17 protein-coding genes and 1 tRNA gene are annotated in these 18,193 nt (G+C 34.1%); 10 read left to right on the forward strand and 8 right to left on the reverse strand.

Going from position 1 to position 18,193, the window contains the following annotated elements; all coding sequences use genetic code 11:
* Window positions 1-419 precede the first annotated feature (419 nt).
* Complete coding sequence (locus ASF10_RS03640; protein WP_056245620.1) at window positions 420-1,481, forward strand: hypothetical protein; 1,062 nt, start codon at window positions 420-422, stop codon at window positions 1,479-1,481.
* A 74-nt stretch (window positions 1,482-1,555) separates the two neighbouring features.
* Here ASF10_RS03640 and ASF10_RS03645 read toward each other — a convergent pair whose 3' ends face one another.
* On the reverse strand, window positions 1,556-1,963 hold the full coding sequence (locus tag ASF10_RS03645; protein ID WP_056245622.1) for a helix-turn-helix domain-containing protein: 408 nt from the start codon (window positions 1,961-1,963) through the stop codon (window positions 1,556-1,558).
* 173 nt (window positions 1,964-2,136) lie between these two features.
* Between ASF10_RS03645 and ASF10_RS03650 the strand changes: the two genes are divergently transcribed.
* From ASF10_RS03650 to ASF10_RS23850, 5 genes are all read left to right on the forward strand, one after another.
* Window positions 2,137-2,994 carry a hypothetical protein gene (locus ASF10_RS03650; RefSeq protein WP_241774900.1) on the forward strand — a complete coding sequence of 286 codons (858 nt, stop codon included), beginning with the start codon at window positions 2,137-2,139 and terminating at the stop codon, window positions 2,992-2,994.
* Between the two features lie 11 nt (window positions 2,995-3,005).
* Window positions 3,006-3,344, forward strand: a complete 339-nt coding sequence (locus tag ASF10_RS03655) for a hypothetical protein (RefSeq protein WP_056245628.1) — start codon at window positions 3,006-3,008, stop codon at window positions 3,342-3,344.
* Window positions 3,345-3,373: 29 nt separating this feature from the next.
* Window positions 3,374-3,691 (forward strand): hypothetical protein, encoded by a 318-nt coding sequence (locus ASF10_RS03660; RefSeq protein ID WP_056245631.1) that lies wholly within the window; start codon window positions 3,374-3,376, stop codon window positions 3,689-3,691.
* Between the two features lie 219 nt (window positions 3,692-3,910).
* A complete protein-coding gene (locus ASF10_RS03665; RefSeq protein ID WP_056245633.1) occupies window positions 3,911-4,183 on the forward strand; it encodes a hypothetical protein in 273 nt (90 codons plus the stop codon).
* The gene (locus tag ASF10_RS23850) at window positions 4,140-5,696 is read left to right on the forward strand and encodes a recombinase family protein (protein ID WP_082472380.1); all 1,557 of its coding nucleotides are present in this window, start codon (window positions 4,140-4,142) and stop codon (window positions 5,694-5,696) included. Before ASF10_RS03665 ends, ASF10_RS23850 begins: the two co-directional genes overlap by 44 nt.
* Here ASF10_RS23850 and ASF10_RS03670 read toward each other — a convergent pair.
* Window positions 5,656-5,728, reverse strand: a tRNA-Met gene (locus ASF10_RS03670). The genes ASF10_RS23850 and ASF10_RS03670 overlap by 41 nt on opposite strands.
* A 116-nt stretch (window positions 5,729-5,844) precedes the next feature.
* On the opposite strand from ASF10_RS03670, the gene era reads away from it, so the two are divergent.
* The 4 genes from era (at window position 5,845) to ASF10_RS03690 (ending at window position 12,230) form a co-directional block, all read left to right on the forward strand.
* Entirely contained in the window at window positions 5,845-6,726 is an 882-nt protein-coding gene (gene era / locus ASF10_RS03675; protein ID WP_041517423.1) for a GTPase Era, read from the forward strand.
* Between the two features lie 69 nt (window positions 6,727-6,795).
* A complete protein-coding gene (locus ASF10_RS03680; RefSeq protein ID WP_056245635.1) occupies window positions 6,796-7,746 on the forward strand; it encodes a hypothetical protein in 951 nt (316 codons plus the stop codon).
* Window positions 7,747-8,009: 263 nt separating this feature from the next.
* The gene (der, locus tag ASF10_RS03685) at window positions 8,010-9,320 is read left to right on the forward strand and encodes a ribosome biogenesis GTPase Der (protein ID WP_055094723.1); all 1,311 of its coding nucleotides are present in this window, start codon (window positions 8,010-8,012) and stop codon (window positions 9,318-9,320) included.
* Between the two features lie 141 nt (window positions 9,321-9,461).
* Entirely contained in the window at window positions 9,462-12,230 is a 2,769-nt protein-coding gene (locus ASF10_RS03690) for an outer membrane beta-barrel protein (protein ID WP_056245637.1), read from the forward strand.
* Between the two features lie 279 nt (window positions 12,231-12,509).
* Here the strand turns inward: ASF10_RS03690 and ASF10_RS03695 are convergent, their stop codons facing one another.
* The 6 genes from ASF10_RS03695 to ASF10_RS03720 all read right to left on the reverse strand — a co-directional run bounded on the left by ASF10_RS03695 (window position 12,510) and on the right by ASF10_RS03720 (window position 18,145).
* The gene (locus tag ASF10_RS03695; protein ID WP_056245639.1) at window positions 12,510-15,056 is read right to left on the reverse strand and encodes a TonB-dependent receptor; all 2,547 of its coding nucleotides are present in this window, start codon (window positions 15,054-15,056) and stop codon (window positions 12,510-12,512) included.
* A gap of 247 nt (window positions 15,057-15,303) precedes the next feature.
* Window positions 15,304-15,717, reverse strand: a complete 414-nt coding sequence (locus tag ASF10_RS03700) for an RrF2 family transcriptional regulator (RefSeq protein ID WP_041517419.1) — start codon at window positions 15,715-15,717, stop codon at window positions 15,304-15,306.
* Window positions 15,718-15,844: 127 nt separating this feature from the next.
* Window positions 15,845-16,669 carry a TPM domain-containing protein gene (locus tag ASF10_RS03705; RefSeq protein WP_056245641.1) on the reverse strand — a complete coding sequence of 275 codons (825 nt, stop codon included), beginning with the start codon at window positions 16,667-16,669 and terminating at the stop codon, window positions 15,845-15,847.
* Between the two features lie 3 nt (window positions 16,670-16,672).
* A complete protein-coding gene (locus ASF10_RS03710; RefSeq protein ID WP_056245643.1) occupies window positions 16,673-17,110 on the reverse strand; it encodes a TPM domain-containing protein in 438 nt (145 codons plus the stop codon).
* A gap of 86 nt (window positions 17,111-17,196) precedes the next feature.
* Window positions 17,197-17,778, reverse strand: a complete 582-nt coding sequence (locus tag ASF10_RS03715) for a LemA family protein (RefSeq protein ID WP_055094708.1) — start codon at window positions 17,776-17,778, stop codon at window positions 17,197-17,199.
* A 34-nt stretch (window positions 17,779-17,812) separates the two neighbouring features.
* Window positions 17,813-18,145 carry a MerR family transcriptional regulator gene (locus ASF10_RS03720; protein WP_055094707.1) on the reverse strand — a complete coding sequence of 111 codons (333 nt, stop codon included), beginning with the start codon at window positions 18,143-18,145 and terminating at the stop codon, window positions 17,813-17,815.
* Between the last annotated feature and the right edge of the window lie 48 nt (window positions 18,146-18,193).

Raw genomic sequence — 18,193 nt, forward strand, 5'->3', positions numbered from 1 at the left:
CTTGGTGGTCAATTTGCTCCGGAATTAGGTGGTCAGTTTGCTCCGGAACGGGTGGTCAATTTAGTCCGGAATTAGGTGGTCAAATTGACCGGTTTTTCCACTATAAGTCCCGAAGGGCATTTTTTGAGGAACGAAGAAAAATGTTATGCGCACTTCTCTGGATGTGTCCAATACCTTGCTTTACTTTTTTTCTTTTCAGAAGCTTCATTTGTCTTTGCGCGATGTATAGAATTATGATTAAATACTATAATAAGCAACAAGAAGGTTTTTCAGTCATATTTAAATTTTAGTTGTCAAATAAAATATTTAATACCAATCTAATTTTTTCAGATGAATAACTCTTTATTTTTATGAATTATGGTTTTCCGTAAATAATATGAACTGATATTAAATAAATTTGACTTTAAAACCTATAAATTATGGACACAGCCTTACAAAATGACTCTTTAAATCAGTCTGTTATTTCACATCAGATTGTTTTCACAATTGGTAAACGCACCGAAACTGACATAAACAGTAACTTAGATGAATCAAAATTTCAGGAAGCAAAGAATAAGGGAAGAAAACAGGGAAATGATATTTTAAAACAGCTTTTTGATAAAATAGAATATGGCAAAATTGAAAGCCATTTTAATACTGAAAGATTAAATTCTAAAAATCTTAACAGTGTCAGGGAAAAAATTATAAATCTTTACTACCAAAGAGAAATAATTACGGATGAAGTAGTAAAACTTTCAGAAAAACACAAGACGCTTAATGGTCAATATCTAAAAACAAAAAACTCAATTTTTAGATTTTTATATAAAAAGAAATTACTGAGACTCACAGAAGAATTAGAAGAGAGTCGAATTGCTCTTGAGGCTGTAAAGAGAGCTCAAACTGAATCGTATTTAAACATTAGATATGAATTTGAAACCGTTGAGTTTAAAGAAAAATATTCCGATCTTATAAGTTCATTTACTTCATTAAAAAATTCGGATAAAGTTTGGGATATGACTTATTCAGAAGCTAATACAGATACGAAAGCTGCAGCACAGACTTCAATGCATCGAAATGAAGTAGCCTTTTCAATAGAATCAATTCCCGCAATTAAAACAGATGAGAAAAGTTTTTATTTTGAAAATTATAACGGTGGGGATTTTTATTTTTATCCAAGTTTCATAATATATTTTAAAACCAAAGATGATATTGCTGTTCTTGATTATTCTGATCTCCAATTACACTATTCCGAAGCTCGATTTTTAGAAGAAAGTAAAAATATACAGACGGATACTGAAATTGTTGGGGAAACTTGGTATAGAGTAAACAGAGATGGCTCGCCTGATAAAAGGTTTGTTAATAATTATAAGATCCCAATAGTTTTATATGGATCAATTCATATAAAAACCGAGTCAGGGATTAATGAATTATATTATATAAGCGATTTTCAAAAAGCTAAACACTTTTGCGAACAATATAAACTTTATCAGTCTATGCTGTAGTTTTTGTCAGATATTAAAAAAAAAGAGACTGTAAAGTCTCTTTTTGTACGAATTAATATATCTTTTATAAAAGCTTATTTGGCTTTTAGTAATTTTTCCAAGTATTCAATTTTGTCTTGTTCAGATTTCAATAATCTTTCGTAAAGTTTTTTATTTTCATCTACAGATTCCATTAATTTATCCAGTGGGTTAAAAGTGCATTGGCTATTTAATGACGAATTATCGTTAAAATTATTAAAGCTGTTGAAGTAATTAATTACGCCTTCGTCAGAAAAATTTTTAATTGCTTCCACGCTTATTCCTAGGGCTTTTGCCACTTCTTTTAATTTTTCATCATCTATTTCTTCACTATTTTCTAATATCGAAACAGTCTGCTGGTTTGTTCCCATAGCCTGCGCCAGTGCTTCCTGCTTCATGTCTTTCAGTTCACGGATACGGCTGATTTTGCGACCCATGTGGTTTGGTTTTGTTAATGTACTCATAGCTCAAAGATAATAATTAAGAATAAAAAAACGGGATTCATGTATGATACAAAAAATCTCATGTACGGTACGGTAAAATTTGATACCGTACCGTACAAGTAATTGCTTACTTGCCTGTGTGTTAAACAAAAATACAATTTTTCAGACAAGTATTAATTAAAATGAGTAAAATTATGAAAGCAATTCAAAACACCGCATCCGATTTAATTTATCGAGTTATTTCGCAGAACATCGATCCAATAGGTATCTACTGTTTTGCACAGAAGAAAAGCAGTTATACTTTTAATGAGCCTTTTCACAAGCCCGTCCAGAAAGAAAAGCATGTCCATCTTTATCTGCTGATCATAGCCGAAGAGTTCGAGGATAATATCGGCAATGACCTTACCGATAAGATAAAGAGCAGATCAAGAGGACAGATAACGGTAACCATCCTCATGCACCGCCTGAGAAACATCGTGAAATTATACGGAGACCAGCAGTATTTCTTCTGGAACATTTTTAAGAAAGCCCAAAGAATTCATATAGATGCATACAGATCGCCGATAATCTGGGCGAAAAATCCAGAAAAGAGATATGTGAAAAGCACTTCAGCATACGCAGGAGACAGAAGAAATGTTACTGAATCGATCTGGGATCTTATCTATAATAACGACCAGTATTTTTCCTATGAAGTCAGAATGTGTTCTCTCCACCAGATAGTGGAACAGACCTGCCTTTCCCTTATAAGGGTATTTCTGGGATATACCCCGAATCATTTCTCACTGGGCTACTTATTTGAGCTGTGCCAATACTTCACAAGCTTGACTTCTGAATATTTTCCCCGAAACAGCAGCGATGAAAAAAATATGTTCAAGCTTCTGAAAAAAAATCCAAACACGCTTCGATTCAGCAGAAGCAACAGTTTTGATTATCTGTATTATGGAATGATGGAAGGCCGATGCCGTGATTTTATGAAAGAGGCAGAAGTTATGATCCAGAAGGAACTGGAGAGGCTTGAGGGAATTCATCAGCAGGAAGCTTTATCAGCATAAAAACAGAAGTTATGGAAACCGATAAAATCAAAAAACTGGAAGACATCAGGGTGTTAAGCGGAAAACTGCTTAATGCCCTGAAAAAAGCAGAGGATAAAAGGGGGATGTATAATGCAGAGATCAGGGTTTATGGCTATTGCGAACTCGGTTCTGTGATCAGAAACCTGATGAAGCTCTGTATTATTGCTTTAGATCATGACAGCGCAGAAGTTCCGCCCACGATTAAAAATCAATACATTGATGTTGGGCTTATACTAGGGATTGCACTTCAGCTTTTTCCAGTTGACGAATTAGAATTTTTAAATGAGATTACTGATCTGTTTTCAGAAAATAGAGAAGAAACAGAATAGCTGAGATTAAGATTTAATATTTTAAAATTATGGAAACTGACAAAATAAAAACACTGGATGAATTTAAGGATTTTGCATCGTTTCATTTCAAGCTTCTGAAACCTGCTCAGGACAAGAAAGGGGAATCAATACGAGAGATAAGATTTTACGGATACACGGATATGACGTGTCTGGGAGTGAATCTCATCCGAATGTGCCTGCATATCATTTATTCAGACGAGCTGGATAACAGAGAAATATACATAGGTTCTGTTCTGGAACTTGCCCTTCAGCTGATTCCAAGTGCAGAAATTGAGGTTCTGGATGAAATATACAGAATGCTCAATAAGCAGAGGGAAGATAAATGAACACAGGGCTTATCAATGATTCCAATACCGTTTTGATGAACATATTATGTCCATGAGATTGAGAGAAAAGCATTTTATCTTTGTCAGAATCAAAAATTTGATTGAGTGATGATAAGTAAATTTTACTTATGATCCTTAGTTGGTTAGGTTTTATATTTGTGTTATCCTACCCAAATTTTGCGCAGGATAAAAAGAGAAAAGTGTTATAACTTTATAGCGATGAATGATTGTGGAACAAAAAAGACCGAGGCTCGGTCTTTTTTTAATGAAGAGGAATTTCAAATGGAGAGGGATGGAAGAGAAGAAAGAGGAAAAATGACGGCAGAAAAGACAAGAAAAATGCTGAAAGATGAAGGAGTGGAAGTAACGCTGGAACAGGCGGGAATGATTTTAGAATTTTTAAGAAAACTGGCAAACATGGCAGTTTCAAACTATTTAAAGAGAAAAGATGAGAAAAATAGCAGACCTATACGTGAGAGTGAGTACCGATGAGCAGGCTGATAGGGGCTACTCACAGAGAAATCAGGAAGAAATGCTTCGAAAATACTGCGATATAAATGCAGTTGAAGTTAGACATGTAATTTATGAAGACCATTCGGCAAAGACATTCAATCGTCCGCAGTGGAAGAAACTGCTTGCTGATTTGAAGAAGCATAAGAATAAAACTGATCTTCTGCTGTTTACCAAATGGGACAGGTTCAGCAGAAATGCGGGAGATGCCTACCAGATGATCAGTATATTAAGAAAACTGGGAGTTGAGCCTCAGGCGATAGAACAGCCTTTAGATCTTTCAATACCGGAGAACAAAATGATGCTGGCTTTTTATCTGGCTGCTCCCGAGGTGGAGAATGACAGAAGAGCCCTGAATACCTTTCACGGTATGAGAAGAGCTAGAAAAGAGGGAAGGTATATGGGGATTGCACCAATAGGGTATATTAACAAAGTAAAAGAAGACGGTACAAAATATATTGCGTTTGACGAGCCAGAAGCCTCTATTTTAAAATGGTCTTTTGAAGAACTTTCCAAAGGAATTTTTAATACGGAACAGGTGCTTCACATGGCAAAAGAAAAGGGGCTTAAAGCAGGTAAAAATCATTTTTGGAGAGCGATCCGCAATCCGCTTTACTGTGGAAAGATAGAAGTTCCCAAATATAAGGATGAGGAACGCACTTTAGTGAGAGGACAGCATGAAGCATTAATCTCGGAATCACTTTTTTACAAAGTTCAGGATGTGCTGGACGGAAGATCCCGCAAATATCTTCCCAAGGCTCTTTCAGCAAAACCTTTTCCGCTCAGAGGATTTTTTATCTGTCCCGACTGCGGTAAAATATTGACAGGAAGCATATCTAAAGGACGACATAAATATTATCCGTATTATCACTGCAGTGCAGGATGCAGATATAGAATAAATTCGGAAACGGCCAATGAGATATTTATAAAGAACCTGAAAAAGTATGTGCCGATTCCTGAAATCAAAAACATTTATGCCAATGTAATAGGCGACTGTTATAGAGAACAGATTAAGGATGTCTTGGAAGAAAAAACTAAAATCATAAGTCAGATCAAAGATTATGAAACCAGAATCTCAAATGCAAGAGATCTTCTTGCAACAAAACAGATAGATGCTTCAGACTACCGAGATATGAAGTCAGATTACGGAGAGATGCTAAGAAGGCTAGAACTTAAATTATCTGGTATGGATGATGAGAATAAAGATATCGAAGAGCTTTTAAAAACTGGAGTTGAGAATCTGATGAAGCTTAACGAATATTATGAAAACGGCAACTGGATTGAATCAAGGGATTTATTAGGTTCGATTTTTCCTGAGAATTTTACGATCTCAGAAAACGGGTTTCGAACCGCTAGAGTAAACGAAGTAGTGCATCTCATCTACAGTATTAACAGGCTTATAGGGCTAAATAAAAAAGGGACAAAGAAGAAAATTTCTTCTTTGTCCCAATTAGTAGCGGGAACAGGACTCGAACCTGTGACCTTCGGGTTATGAGCCCGACGAGCTGCCTACTGCTCTATCCCGCGATGTTTCGGGTGCAAAGATACGCCGATTTTCTAGAAATCCAACGAAAACTTAAAAAAATGTTTTATTTTCTGTATTGAGTTGATATGACTACCTTTGCAAAATAAATATTACGCAAATGTCACATAAAGCAGGTTTTGTAAACATCATCGGGAATCCAAACGTTGGAAAATCAACATTGATGAACGCCTTTGTTGGAGAAAGATTATCAATCATTACATCAAAAGCACAAACAACTCGTCACCGTATTCTTGGAATCGTGAATGGCGAAGATTTTCAACTTATATTATCGGATACTCCCGGAATCATCAAACCAGCCTATGAAATGCAGGAATCGATGATGAACTTTGTAAAATCGGCTTTTGAAGATGCTGATATACTGGTTTATATGGTCGAAATAGGAGAGCAGGACTTAAAAGATGAAGCTTTCTTTAATAAAATTATTCACGCTAAAATTCCGGTTTTATTATTGTTGAATAAAATCGATAATTCAAATCAGGAACAATTAGAAGAACAAGTAGCATTCTGGACTGCAAAAGTGCCAAATGCTGAAATTTTCCCAATCTCGGCTTTACAGAATTTTAATGTACCGGAAGTTTTCGGGCGAATCATTGAATTATTGCCAGAATCTCCGGCATATTATCCAAAAGATCAATTAACAGACAAACCAGAACGTTTTTTCGTAAACGAAACCATTCGTGAAAAAATCTTATTGAACTATAGTAAAGAAATTCCATATGCGGTTGAAATCGTAACAGAGGAATTTTTTGAAGATGAAAATATTATCAGGATCCGTTCGATTATTATGGTAGAACGCGAAACGCAAAAAGGAATCATTATTGGTCATAAAGGTGCTGCTTTGAAAAAAGTAGGTACAGAAGCACGTGCTGATCTGGAAAAATTCTTTGGGAAACAAATTCACATAGAATTGGTTGTAAAAGTGAATAAAAACTGGAGAAGCAACGCCAATATGTTGAAACGATTTGGATATAATCAATAATTTTTCATAAAGCTCAAATCATAATTTATGCAAGTTTCAACCAAGTATTCCATACCAATATTTTGCGGAATGATACTGATTTTGGGTTTAGTACACCTTTTGGGTCTGGAAGAGAAAACGGTTCCAACTAAGCCTGTTATCAAAAAAAACGAATCTGTTGTACAAAAAGACTCCGTAGTTTTTGACACAACGGCTTGTTCAGATAAAGAAGTGAGATTGTTTTTAAACGAATTTATAAAGCAATTCAGTACAAATAAAGCTTCAAATATCAATCAGTTCGTAGATAAAAATGATGGACTGGCAATATTTGTTAAAGATGGATATTATCCCGTTTTAAGTTTTTCTAATAAAATTGATGATTGGATTGAATGGTTCGATTTCAAAATTTATAAAAATGTATTGCATGAGTCATTTCCAGAATATCTGGGAGATAATGAATTCAAGAAAACAGGTTTTTTTTACACAGAGTACAAAGGCAAATTTAGCCTGGATAATTTTGATGATACTTATAGTGCTCGTTCTGATGAAGATAAAAAGCCGTATCGTATTCTTGAAAAAACATGTAATTATCGAGCCGATGTAATGTCAGTAAGCGGAGACAGGATCTTGACATTATATTTCAGAATTTATAAAGCTAAAAAACAATTAGTGGCAATTAGCCAGGATGAAGTAGCTGATAATCTCTTTACGGATCCCAAAAAGGAATTTATTAAAATAGATACAGAAGCAGATGTAGAAGAGTTTTTATTAAATAATCCAAAATTCTGTGATTCTGATAACAATGGATATATTGATTTTGGCAAAAAGGAATTGACTTATATTGATTTTGAAGAGAGACCATTTTTATTCACGACTTATAAAATAGGCTCGATTACCAGTCTTTCACCAAAAATTAAAGTTAGGGATATTGAGTTTGTTAATTCAAAAGAAAAATTCACGTTAAGATTATCGAATAAAGGAACTTTTACATCGTATCAAATGGGCGCGAGACCGTTGTATGTTTATAGTTTGTGTAATTAAAGAATTGGATTTTTTTGAATCAGAAAGTTCTTTATATCATGAAATTCCAGCCTGATAGTCCAAAGGTTTTGAGAGCAGAATTAGCTCCAAAAAATAATAAGAAAAATAATAAAAACCTTAGGTGCTTAGAAACTTAGCGACTTAGTCACTTTTTTAACTACCTTTGCAAAAAATTAAAATAAGGTGTTTTGGATTTATAAGTGATAGAATTTTAGGAAACTAAAAGTCTAAAATTTAAAATCCAGAATCTAAAATTTACAAAAATGAATAACATTGTTGCGATAGTAGGAAGACCTAATGTAGGGAAATCAACCCTTTTTAATAGGCTGATACAAAGAAGAGAAGCTATTGTAGATTCGGTTTCTGGAGTTACCAGAGATAGAAACTACGGTAAAAGCGAGTGGAACGGAAAAGAGTTTTCTGTAATTGATACCGGCGGATATGTTCGCGGATCTGATGACGTATTTGAAGGTGAAATTCGTAAACAAGTTGAGCTTGCTATCGATGAGGCAGATGTTATTATTTTTGTGGTAGATGTAGAAGAAGGTATTACACCAATGGATGATGTTGTTGCGCGTTTATTGCGTAAAGTAACAAAACCGGTTTTATTGGCTGTTAATAAAGTAGATAACGCAATGCGTGAAAAAGATGCTTTAGAGTTTTATAATCTTGGTTTAGGAGATTATTTTACGTTTGCAAGTATCTCAGGAAGTGGAACTGGAGATTTATTAGATGCTTTAATCGAATCTTTTCCAGAAAAACCAGAACCAGTTCAGGAAGAAGTTGTTTTACCTCGTTTTGCAGTTGTAGGACGCCCTAATGCAGGTAAATCTAGTTTTATCAATGCATTAATTGGTAAAGAACGTTTCATGGTTACAGACATTGCAGGAACTACACGTGATGCAATTGATACAAAATTTGACCGTTTTGGTTTTGAATTTAACTTAGTTGATACTGCGGGAATTCGTCGTAAAGCAAAGGTAAAAGAAGATTTAGAGTTTTACTCGGTAATGCGTTCTGTTCGTGCAATTGAGCATGCAGATATTTGTATTCTTGTTATCGATGCAACCCGTGGATTTGAAGGTCAGGACCAAAGTATTTTCTGGCTGGCAGAGAAAAACCGTAAAGGTGTTGTAATCCTGGTAAACAAATGGGATTTGGTAGAAAAGGATACCATGTCGACACGTGATTACGAAGAGAAAATCAAAAAAGAATTAATGCCTTTTACAGATGTGCCAATTTTGTTCGTTTCGGCTTTAACGAAACAGCGTTTATTGAAAGCATTAGAAGCTACAGTTCAGGTTTTTGAAAATAGAAAACAAAGAATCCCGACTTCTAAATTCAATGAGTTTATGTTGAAGGTAATAGAAGCATATCCGCCACCAGCGACAAAAGGTAAATATGTAAAAATTAAATATTGTATGCAATTGCCAACATTAACACCTCAGTTTGTGTTTTTTGCTAATATGCCACAATATGTTAAAGAACCATATAAAAGATATCTTGAAAATAAGATTAGAGAAAATTGGGATTTTTCAGGAGTGCCAATCGATATTTATATCAGAGAAAAATAAAAAAGAAAGTCCCCATATCAGGGGATTTTTTTTTGCATCACTTTTTTAATGGCATACTATTTGAATAAATGTGAAAACTACAATTAAACCTTTTGCTTTTTTTGTAGTCTAACTAATCCAACTAACCTAAGTATTATTTTTATGACCAAAATTTATTCATTTCTCTCGTTTTTTTTTCTTTTTGTCTCTGCTGCAAACGCTCAAAATGACATTACAGTTCGAGGTACTGTTCTTGATGTGAACACTCAATTGCCACTGGAATTAGCAACGGTTTATTTTACGACTATTAAAGATTCTACAGTTATCGAATATGCTACTACAGATAAAAATGGGGCTTTTAGAATGACCATTAAAAAATATGAGAAACCTGTTTTTTTAAAGGTAAATTATATGGGATATCAAACCTATTTTGAAGAATACAAAGGACTTACAGAAAGTAAAGATTTTGGTAAAATATATTTGATCGAAAATGTGAATGCCCTGAACGATGTTGTCATAAAAACAGAAGCGGCTCCAATTACAATCAAAAAAGATACTCTCGAATTTAATGCAGCTTCTTATAAAGTACGCCCGGATTCGAATGTAGAGACATTATTAAAACAATTACCTGGTTTTGATGTTGATAATGACGGAAAAATTACGGTGAATGGGCGAGAAGTGAATCAGGTTTTGGTAAACGGAAAAACTTTCTTTGATAAAGACGGCGCCATAGCCATCAAAAATTTACCAGCCGATATTATAAAAAAAATACAGGTTTCTGATTTTAAAACCAAAAAAGAAGAACTTTCCAAACAAGAATCAACTTCAGACTTTTCGAGCATAAATATTACTATTGACGAAAAGAAAAATAAAGGTTATTTTGGAAAAATAATGGGAGGTTATGGAACTGATGACCGTTATGAAGCCAATGTAAATTTGAATTATTTCAATAATAAGCAAAAAATAAGCCTTCTCGCTTCTTCCAACAATATCAATTCTACAGGTTTTTCTATGGATGATGTTTTTGATAACATGGGAGGCGGAAGAAATAGTAAAGGAGGAAGTTCCGGATCTGGCGGAGGAGGAGGAGCAAAAGGAATTACGCAGTCTAATTTATTGGGCGTTAATTACTCTGATGACTGGACAAAAGACCTACTTGCCATGGGAAGTTATAATTTTTCGAATACAGTTAACAAAAACGACAGTAAATCGAATCAGCTTAGTTTTTTGCCAACCGGAAATATCATCACAGAGGCAGATTCTAACACAAGAAATGAAAGCACAGGAAACAATGTAAATTTTGAATTAGAATATAAAATTAATCCGTCGATGCGAATTGTAGTAACACCTAAGTTAAGCCAGTCGCGTACTAACAGCAGTGCAATTTCATCCAGTTTTTCTGAGGATGAAAACGGAAATTCATTAAACGAAAGTAATTCGAAATCTTATTCTGAAGGTGAAAACACGAATTTTGGAAATGCGATTAACTTTAATAAAACTTTCGAAAAGAAGTCAAGAAATTTAAGTTTTGTTTTCTCTAATAACAATACAGATAGCGACTCTAATACAAGAAATTTGTCTGAAACTATTTTCTATCAGGATAATACTAAGCCAAATGACGAAAGGAATCAAAACACGAAAAAGAAAACAACAAGCGATTCGTATTCGGCTGATATAGAATATACTGAACCTATTACAGATTCATTAAGAGTGAGATTTGGTTCTGATTTTGACTGGAAAACGTCAGCTAATGATGAAAGAACTTTTAATTTTGATCCTGCAACTCAAGAATATACAGACTTGAATTTGTCTTTGAGTAATTATACAAATTCAACACAAAACTCGGTTACTCCAAAAGTGGGGGTTACTTTGCAAAAAAACAAGTTTACCCTTAATCTTGACAGTAGAACTTCTATCATTAATTTCGATAACCATTCGCTGTATTTAAATAACGCAACAGACTTAAACAAAAAATATGCATTGCCTTTTGCAACTGCATTGTTAAGATATAAATTCAGCCGCTCTAAAAATTTATCATTCAAATATGATTATTCGAATGCGCTTCCGACTGTAACGCAATTAATGCCGGTTGTAAATTTAAACAATCCATTGAATACAATTGTTGGAAATCCTGATTTGCATCCGATTGAAAAAAATAGTGTAAACTTTAATTTTAGAAATTACGATTTTCGTACTCGATCCGGTTACAGTGTGTATTTAAAAGGCGATTACTATGATAATGATATTGTATCGACTTCGATTTATGACGAAAGCGGAAAAAGAACCACAACGTATGTAAATATCTCAGGAGTATATAATACTTCGATAGGCGCAAACTGGAATCAGCAGATCAAAAGCGGAGCACATAGTTTAAGATATGGCTTGGGATTAAACGCAAGTTATTCTTTTGACAAAGGATTTACAAATGCAGTTTTATACAATGCAAAATCTACATCTATTACTCCAAAAGTATATTTATCATATGATTACGGAGAGATTTTAACCATTGCGCCATCTTATAATTTATCTTATAATCAATCAAAATACGAGAATTATTCCAGAGATGCAAGTTCAAATGTTGTACACAAAATTAATTTACAAACTACAACATACTGGCCTGAAAATTTAATCTGGGGAAATGATTTTGGATACACTTACAATTCAAATATATCTGATGATTTTAAGAAAGATTTCTATTTATGGAATACAAGTCTGTCTTATGGTTTTTTCGATAAAAAACTATATGCAAAAGTAAAAGTTTATGATGTTCTAAACCAAAACCTTAGTGCAACAAGAACAATCTCTGCTACTTCTATTCGTGATGAAGAAAATACAGTATTAAGACGTTATGTAATGTTTTCGTTAGCGTATAAAATTGGCAATTTTGCAGGTGCTGAAAAAGGAAATAAGAAAAGACAAAGAGAGGAGTAGAGAGTATAAGGAACTAAGGAACTAAGTTTCTAAGATCCTAAGTTTTTTATTTAGAGATATCTTGGAAATATGTCTTTTTTCTTCAACTTCAAAAATTGAATTTATCCTGCTTTAGCCAGAGTCAAGTGATCTAAAAATGTAAGCGACTTTAGCTAAATTTGAAATTTAGGTGTAGATTGTAAATTAGAGATAATCTTAAATTTAAGATCTAAATTCTATCATAAAAAAACGAGGTAGGTTTTTAAAACCTACCTCGTTTCTTGTTTAAACTAAATTGTATTATAGCGAATATTTCAATGTAATACCGTAAGTTCTTTGATCACCAATTACACCAGCATATTGACCAGTGTTTCCACCTGCAGGCAATAATTGTTCGTAGTAATCTTTATTTAAAAGGTTACGTCCCCAGAAATGAACTGATAAACCTTGAGAAGCACGGAAACCAAAACGAGCATTAAAAATCGCATATCCCGGAACCACTAAGTATTTTGAAGCCGATGGGCTTGACGAAAATTCAGAACGGGCATAAGAATCTAAACCTAGGAATACTTTTCCTGAGTTTCCAAAGAATTTAGCGTTATCAGAAAGTTCACCGCCAAGAGATCCTGCCCATTTTGAAGCACCTGGCAATTCAGTTCCGGAAACATCTTTAAAAGCTACCGGAGCTCCAGTTTCTTCTAATGGAAGTGGTGCATTAGTAAATTTTACATATTTACCATCGGTATATGTTGCAGCACCATTTATGGTTAAATGCTGACTAATAACAAAACTTGCATCAAGTTCAGCACCTCTTACACGTACTTTATCAGCATTTGCAAGATAACCACGGTTTACACCCAGCTCAGCTGCCTGAACGTTAGTTTGAAAATCTTTAATATCGGTATTAAAAAACGCAAGGTTAAATACTGAATTTCTAAAAGGAGATGTTTTTACACCTACTTCATAATGATTTACTTTTTCTGGTTTAATTACTGCAAGATCAAGCAATGGCAAACCTTTTGCGTCAGTTGGAAGTCCGGCTACGTTTACACCAACCGGTTTGTAACTTTTTGCATAAGTAGCATAAACATTGATTTTATCAGAAGCTTTAAACGTTAATGTTAAGTTTCCTGAAAAGTCAGTATTGTCAGTACTAGAGTCAAAAGCCTGATCAGAATACACTAGTTTTTTTAAAGCTAATAATGCAGGATCCGTCGTTTGTAAACCTCCGTATGTTGTACGGGCATAATGCGCGTCTTTTTTATCAAAATTATATCTTAAACCTGGTAAAATGTGCAGGCGATCTGTAATAGCCCAGTCAATCTGACCAAAAACTGCTGCACTTGAGGCTCTGATATTTGCATCTGTTTTGATACCGTATCCTTCAAAAAGACCAGGAGTTTTCCATAAGGCACTCGTTGTACTTTGTGCAAATCTCCATTGTGCATTTCCAGATTCTTCTGTACCGTCTGTTTGAGAAGTTTGATCAATAAAGAAAGCACCCACAACACCGCTTATTTTAGAAGTTAATTGTCCTGCATAACGAACTTCTTGTGTAAATTGAGTTTGTCTTGTAGGGTTTTGAGATAATGCCAATACTTGTAGTCCTGTAAAATCCCTGTCATTTGACGGATCCCAGTTCCAGAAACGCCAAGCAGTAGTAGAAGTAAGTGTTCCTGAACCAATTTTCGTGTCAATGTTTAAAGAAAGTCCACCCATATCTTGTCCTGAACGCCATGGAGTGTCATGATCGATTTTACGGTCAAAAGCATTTGTACTAGGTAATTGGTAATTTAAATCCTTAATAATGGCATCAAATTGGCGATAAGCCGGTCTTTGTGTAGGAGCAACACCGGCAACAACTTGCGCATATCCGTCAGGACGTTGTGTTGTAATATCTCCTGCTAATATAATATTGGTATTTTCTGTTGGAGTCCAAAGTAATTGACCTCTGATTCCCTGATTGTTTAACGTATTTGTAGGTCTTCCTGTAACAACATTATCAATTAAACCATCGCGTTGTGTTCCTGAGAAAGATAAACGACCTGCTACTTTTTTGCCTAAAGCTCCTGTAACAGATGCTTTTGCTTGCAGAAAATTATAGTTTCCGTAGCTCACTTCAAAATCAGCACCTGAAGTAAAACTTGGTTTACGAGTGGTAATATTAAAAGCACCAGAAGTTGTATTTTTACCAAACAAGGATCCTTGTGGTCCGCGTAATACTTCGATTTGCTCAACATCAATAAAGTCTAAAGTTGTTGCAGCCGGACGGGCATAATAAACTCCGTCTACATAAAAACCAACTCCGGGATCGATTCCGTCATTTGTTAGACCAAAAGGAGAACCAAGACTACGAATGTTAATTCCGGTATTTCTTGGGTTTGATGAATAAAGTTGTACAGATGGAACAAGTTCTTTGATACGGTTTACGTTAAAAGCTCCTGTTTGTTCTGCCTGCTTACCAGTAATAACGGATATTGCAATTGGCACATCCTGAACTTTTTCTATTCTTCGTCTAGAAGAAACAACAACCTCAATAAGTTCATTTTCTTCTCTAATTGTTAATTGTAATGGAGCAGTTGGTATAGCTGTAAGTTCTACTTCGGTAGTTTTATAACCTACATATTGAATTAAGATTGTAACCGGAAGTTTTCCTTTAGTGTCAATAATAAATTTTCCTTCGCTATCTGTAGTGGTATTGGATGTTGTTCCTTTGATAACAACGTTGGCAGCTTCTAGTGGAATGTTTTCATTAGTTTTAACAACACCTTCAATGTTTTGTGCAAATGATATTGAGAAAGTTAAAACGGATAATATTGTAAATATATTTTTTATAGAATTTTTCATTTTTATATTAAGTATATGTGATTAGTAGAATTTAAATTAAATTTTTTTTACCAGCACATACACATCATAGAAGAATTGTTTTTCACAGAAGTGAATTGATTATTTTGGTTTCCTTGCAAAAGATTTTTAGATACAAATGATCGATTGTAATTTACTTTCATACGGTTAAAATTTAGTAAATGGTTGTTGATTTTTTTGCAAATATATGTAAATTCTATAGATTTACTAGGAATTAGTAAATATTTTTTTATTTCTTTACAAGTGAGGCGATTGTGATGCCTTGCATTGCCTTAAGAGTTTCATCACGAATGATCATTAATCCGTGTCTTAGACTGCATTCTTCCTCGGTTTTACAATCTGAGCATGGTTCATAAAAGTTTAATGAAGCACAAGGTAAAAGCGCAATTGCACCATCAAATAAACGGTGAATTTCGGCTAGAGTAATATCGTTTTTTGAGCGTATCAAATAATATCCGCCAAATTTTCCTTGCTTACTGCTCACAAAACGTCCTCGTTTTAGATCTAATAAAATTTGCTCTAAAAACTTTTTAGGAATATTGGCGCCATCAGCAATTTCGATCGTTCTTGAAATGTGATTTTCGTCCTGTTCTGCTAAATAAAGTAAGGCCTTAAGGGCGTATTTTGCTTTATGTGATAACATCTATTTTTTAATTATTAATTGTAAATTATGAATTATAAATTTTTAGTTTAGAATGTAAAACTAAACAAAACTTGAAACTAAACAAAACCTGAAACAAAAAACTGAAAACTGCGACTGAAAACCGAAATTACCAGCCTCCGCTAGAACCTCCACCAGAGAATCCGCCTCCGCCAAAACCTCCGCCAAAGCCTCCACCGCCTCCGGATGATCCACCGCCAAAACCTCCGCCAAATCCGCCTCCGCTGCTTCTTCCAAGACTGCTTAAAAGTATAACATCGAGCAAGCTTGGACCTCCGCCACTATTATTGCCTGAATTTCCTCCGCCGCCTTTGTTTCGAGACAGTAAAATTAATACAATTACGACAATTACAATGAAGGGTAGTATTGGGAAACTTTTTTCTTTGGTTTGCTTGCGTTCGCCTTTAAATTTTCCTTTAAAAACATCAATTATAGCATCTGTTCCTTTATCCAGACCGTTATAAAAACTACCAGCTTTAAATTCAGGAATAATAATATTTCTAATTATTGTTCCGCCAATTCCGGCAGTCAAACGATCTTCAACTCCGTATCCGGGATTAATTGCAATTTTCTTTTCGGCTTTAGCCAATAAAATAATCACACCATTATCATCCTTGGCAGTTCCGCCAATTCCCCAAGTTTGTCCCCATTTTGTAGCTAACTGGCTAACATCTTCTCCTTTTAAACTTTCGATTGTAATGACTACAATTTGAGTTGTGGTAGAATCTGAATAGCGAATTAGTTTTTCTTCAAGCTGAGCTTTTTCAGATGCGCTTAAAACATTTGCATAATCATAAACCGAAGTTTGTTTTTCGGGTACTTTAGGAATCTCAAATTGCGCAAAAATACAAGTGGTAGAAAAAAAAGCGAGTAACAAAAAGGTAAACTGAAAAAGTCCTTTTGAATAAGATATTTTGTTTTTGGAAAATTTCATTGTTTATCCTTTTGAGATTTCGTTTGATAATTCGTTCGTGTCACCTTCAAACCACGGAAAGTATTTTTTTAATTGTTCACCGGCATTCAGAATACCATCGACAATACCTTGTTTAAAATTCCCTGTTTTGAATTGCGAGATCATGGCATCTTTGGTACAATCCCAAAAATCTGATGCAACCACATCATTTATGCCTTTATCACCACAAATAGCAAACGTTTTGTCTGCTACGGCAAAATAAAATAAAACCCCATTTTGTTGTTGGGTTTCATTCATTTTTAATTCATAAAAAACTTCTAAAGCCCTGTCAAAAGGAACTTTAGAAGTCGTTTGTTCTATATGTACTCTAATTTCGCCAGAAGTGTTTTTTTCAGCCACGCGAATCGCTTCAACAATGGTTAATTCATCTTCTTTGGATAAAAAATCTTCTACTTTTGACATTGAAATTATTTTAGAGTTTAGATTGTAGATTTTAGATTGCAGATTAAATCTGAAATCTAAAATCGTTAATCAAAAATATTAAATCTTTAGAATTTTACTTCAACCGGTTTATCAGCACCTGCAACAGCTTCAAAATATGGTTTTTCTTTGTAGCTTAAAAACCAGTTATTTGGAATTGCAAGAATGTAACCATTGTAATCTTGTACAGCTTCATTAAAACGAGTTCTTGCTGTTAAAATTTGGTTTTCTGTACTCGCCAATTCGTCTTGTAATTTTAAGAAATTCTCATTAGCTTTTAATGTTGGATATTGTTCAACAGAAACCAATAATCTTGACAAAGATGAAGATACACCACTTTGTGCCTGGTTGTATTGTGCTAATTGTTCCGGAGTTACATTACTTGGATCAATAGTTACAGAAGTAGCTTTTGCACGAGCCTCAATTACTGCTGTTAATGTTGATTTCTCGAAATCTGCAGCTCCTTTTACAGTGTTTACTAAATTCCCGATAAGGTCATTTCTTCTTTGGTAAGTAGTACTCACATTTCCCCATTCTTTATTAACTGCCTGATTTTTTTGCAAACCAGTATTTTTAATTCCAATTGACCAAAAAGCAATAATAGCAATAAGTACTACTATAATTCCTACGGGGATTAACCATTTTTTCATATTCGTTTTGATTTAAGTTTATTTCTATTTTTAATTACAATTCGTTTTTGATTTCGTTTAATTGCGTTTTTATCGTCTCTAATTTACGTATTATTTCGAATTTATCTAATGTTTTCTTTTGTCCTTCTTTTAGATGTGTTCTCGCACCATCAAGCGTAAAACCTCTTTCTTTCACCAAATGATAAATCAATTGCAGGTTGGTAATATCTTCCGGCGTAAACATTCTATTGCCCTTTGCATTCTTTTTAGGTTTTAAAATATCAAATTCGCTATCCCAAAACCGTATCAATGATGCATTGACATTAAAAGCTTTGGCAACTTCGCCAATGCTATAATATCTTTTATCCTTTGAAAGCTCAATATGCATGATTCTTAATTTTCTATTTTAATTCCAAAAATACTACTTTTTGGAGTA

The sequence above is a fragment of the Flavobacterium sp. Leaf82 genome (genome assembly GCF_001422725.1).
Taxonomy (GTDB): domain Bacteria; phylum Bacteroidota; class Bacteroidia; order Flavobacteriales; family Flavobacteriaceae; genus Flavobacterium.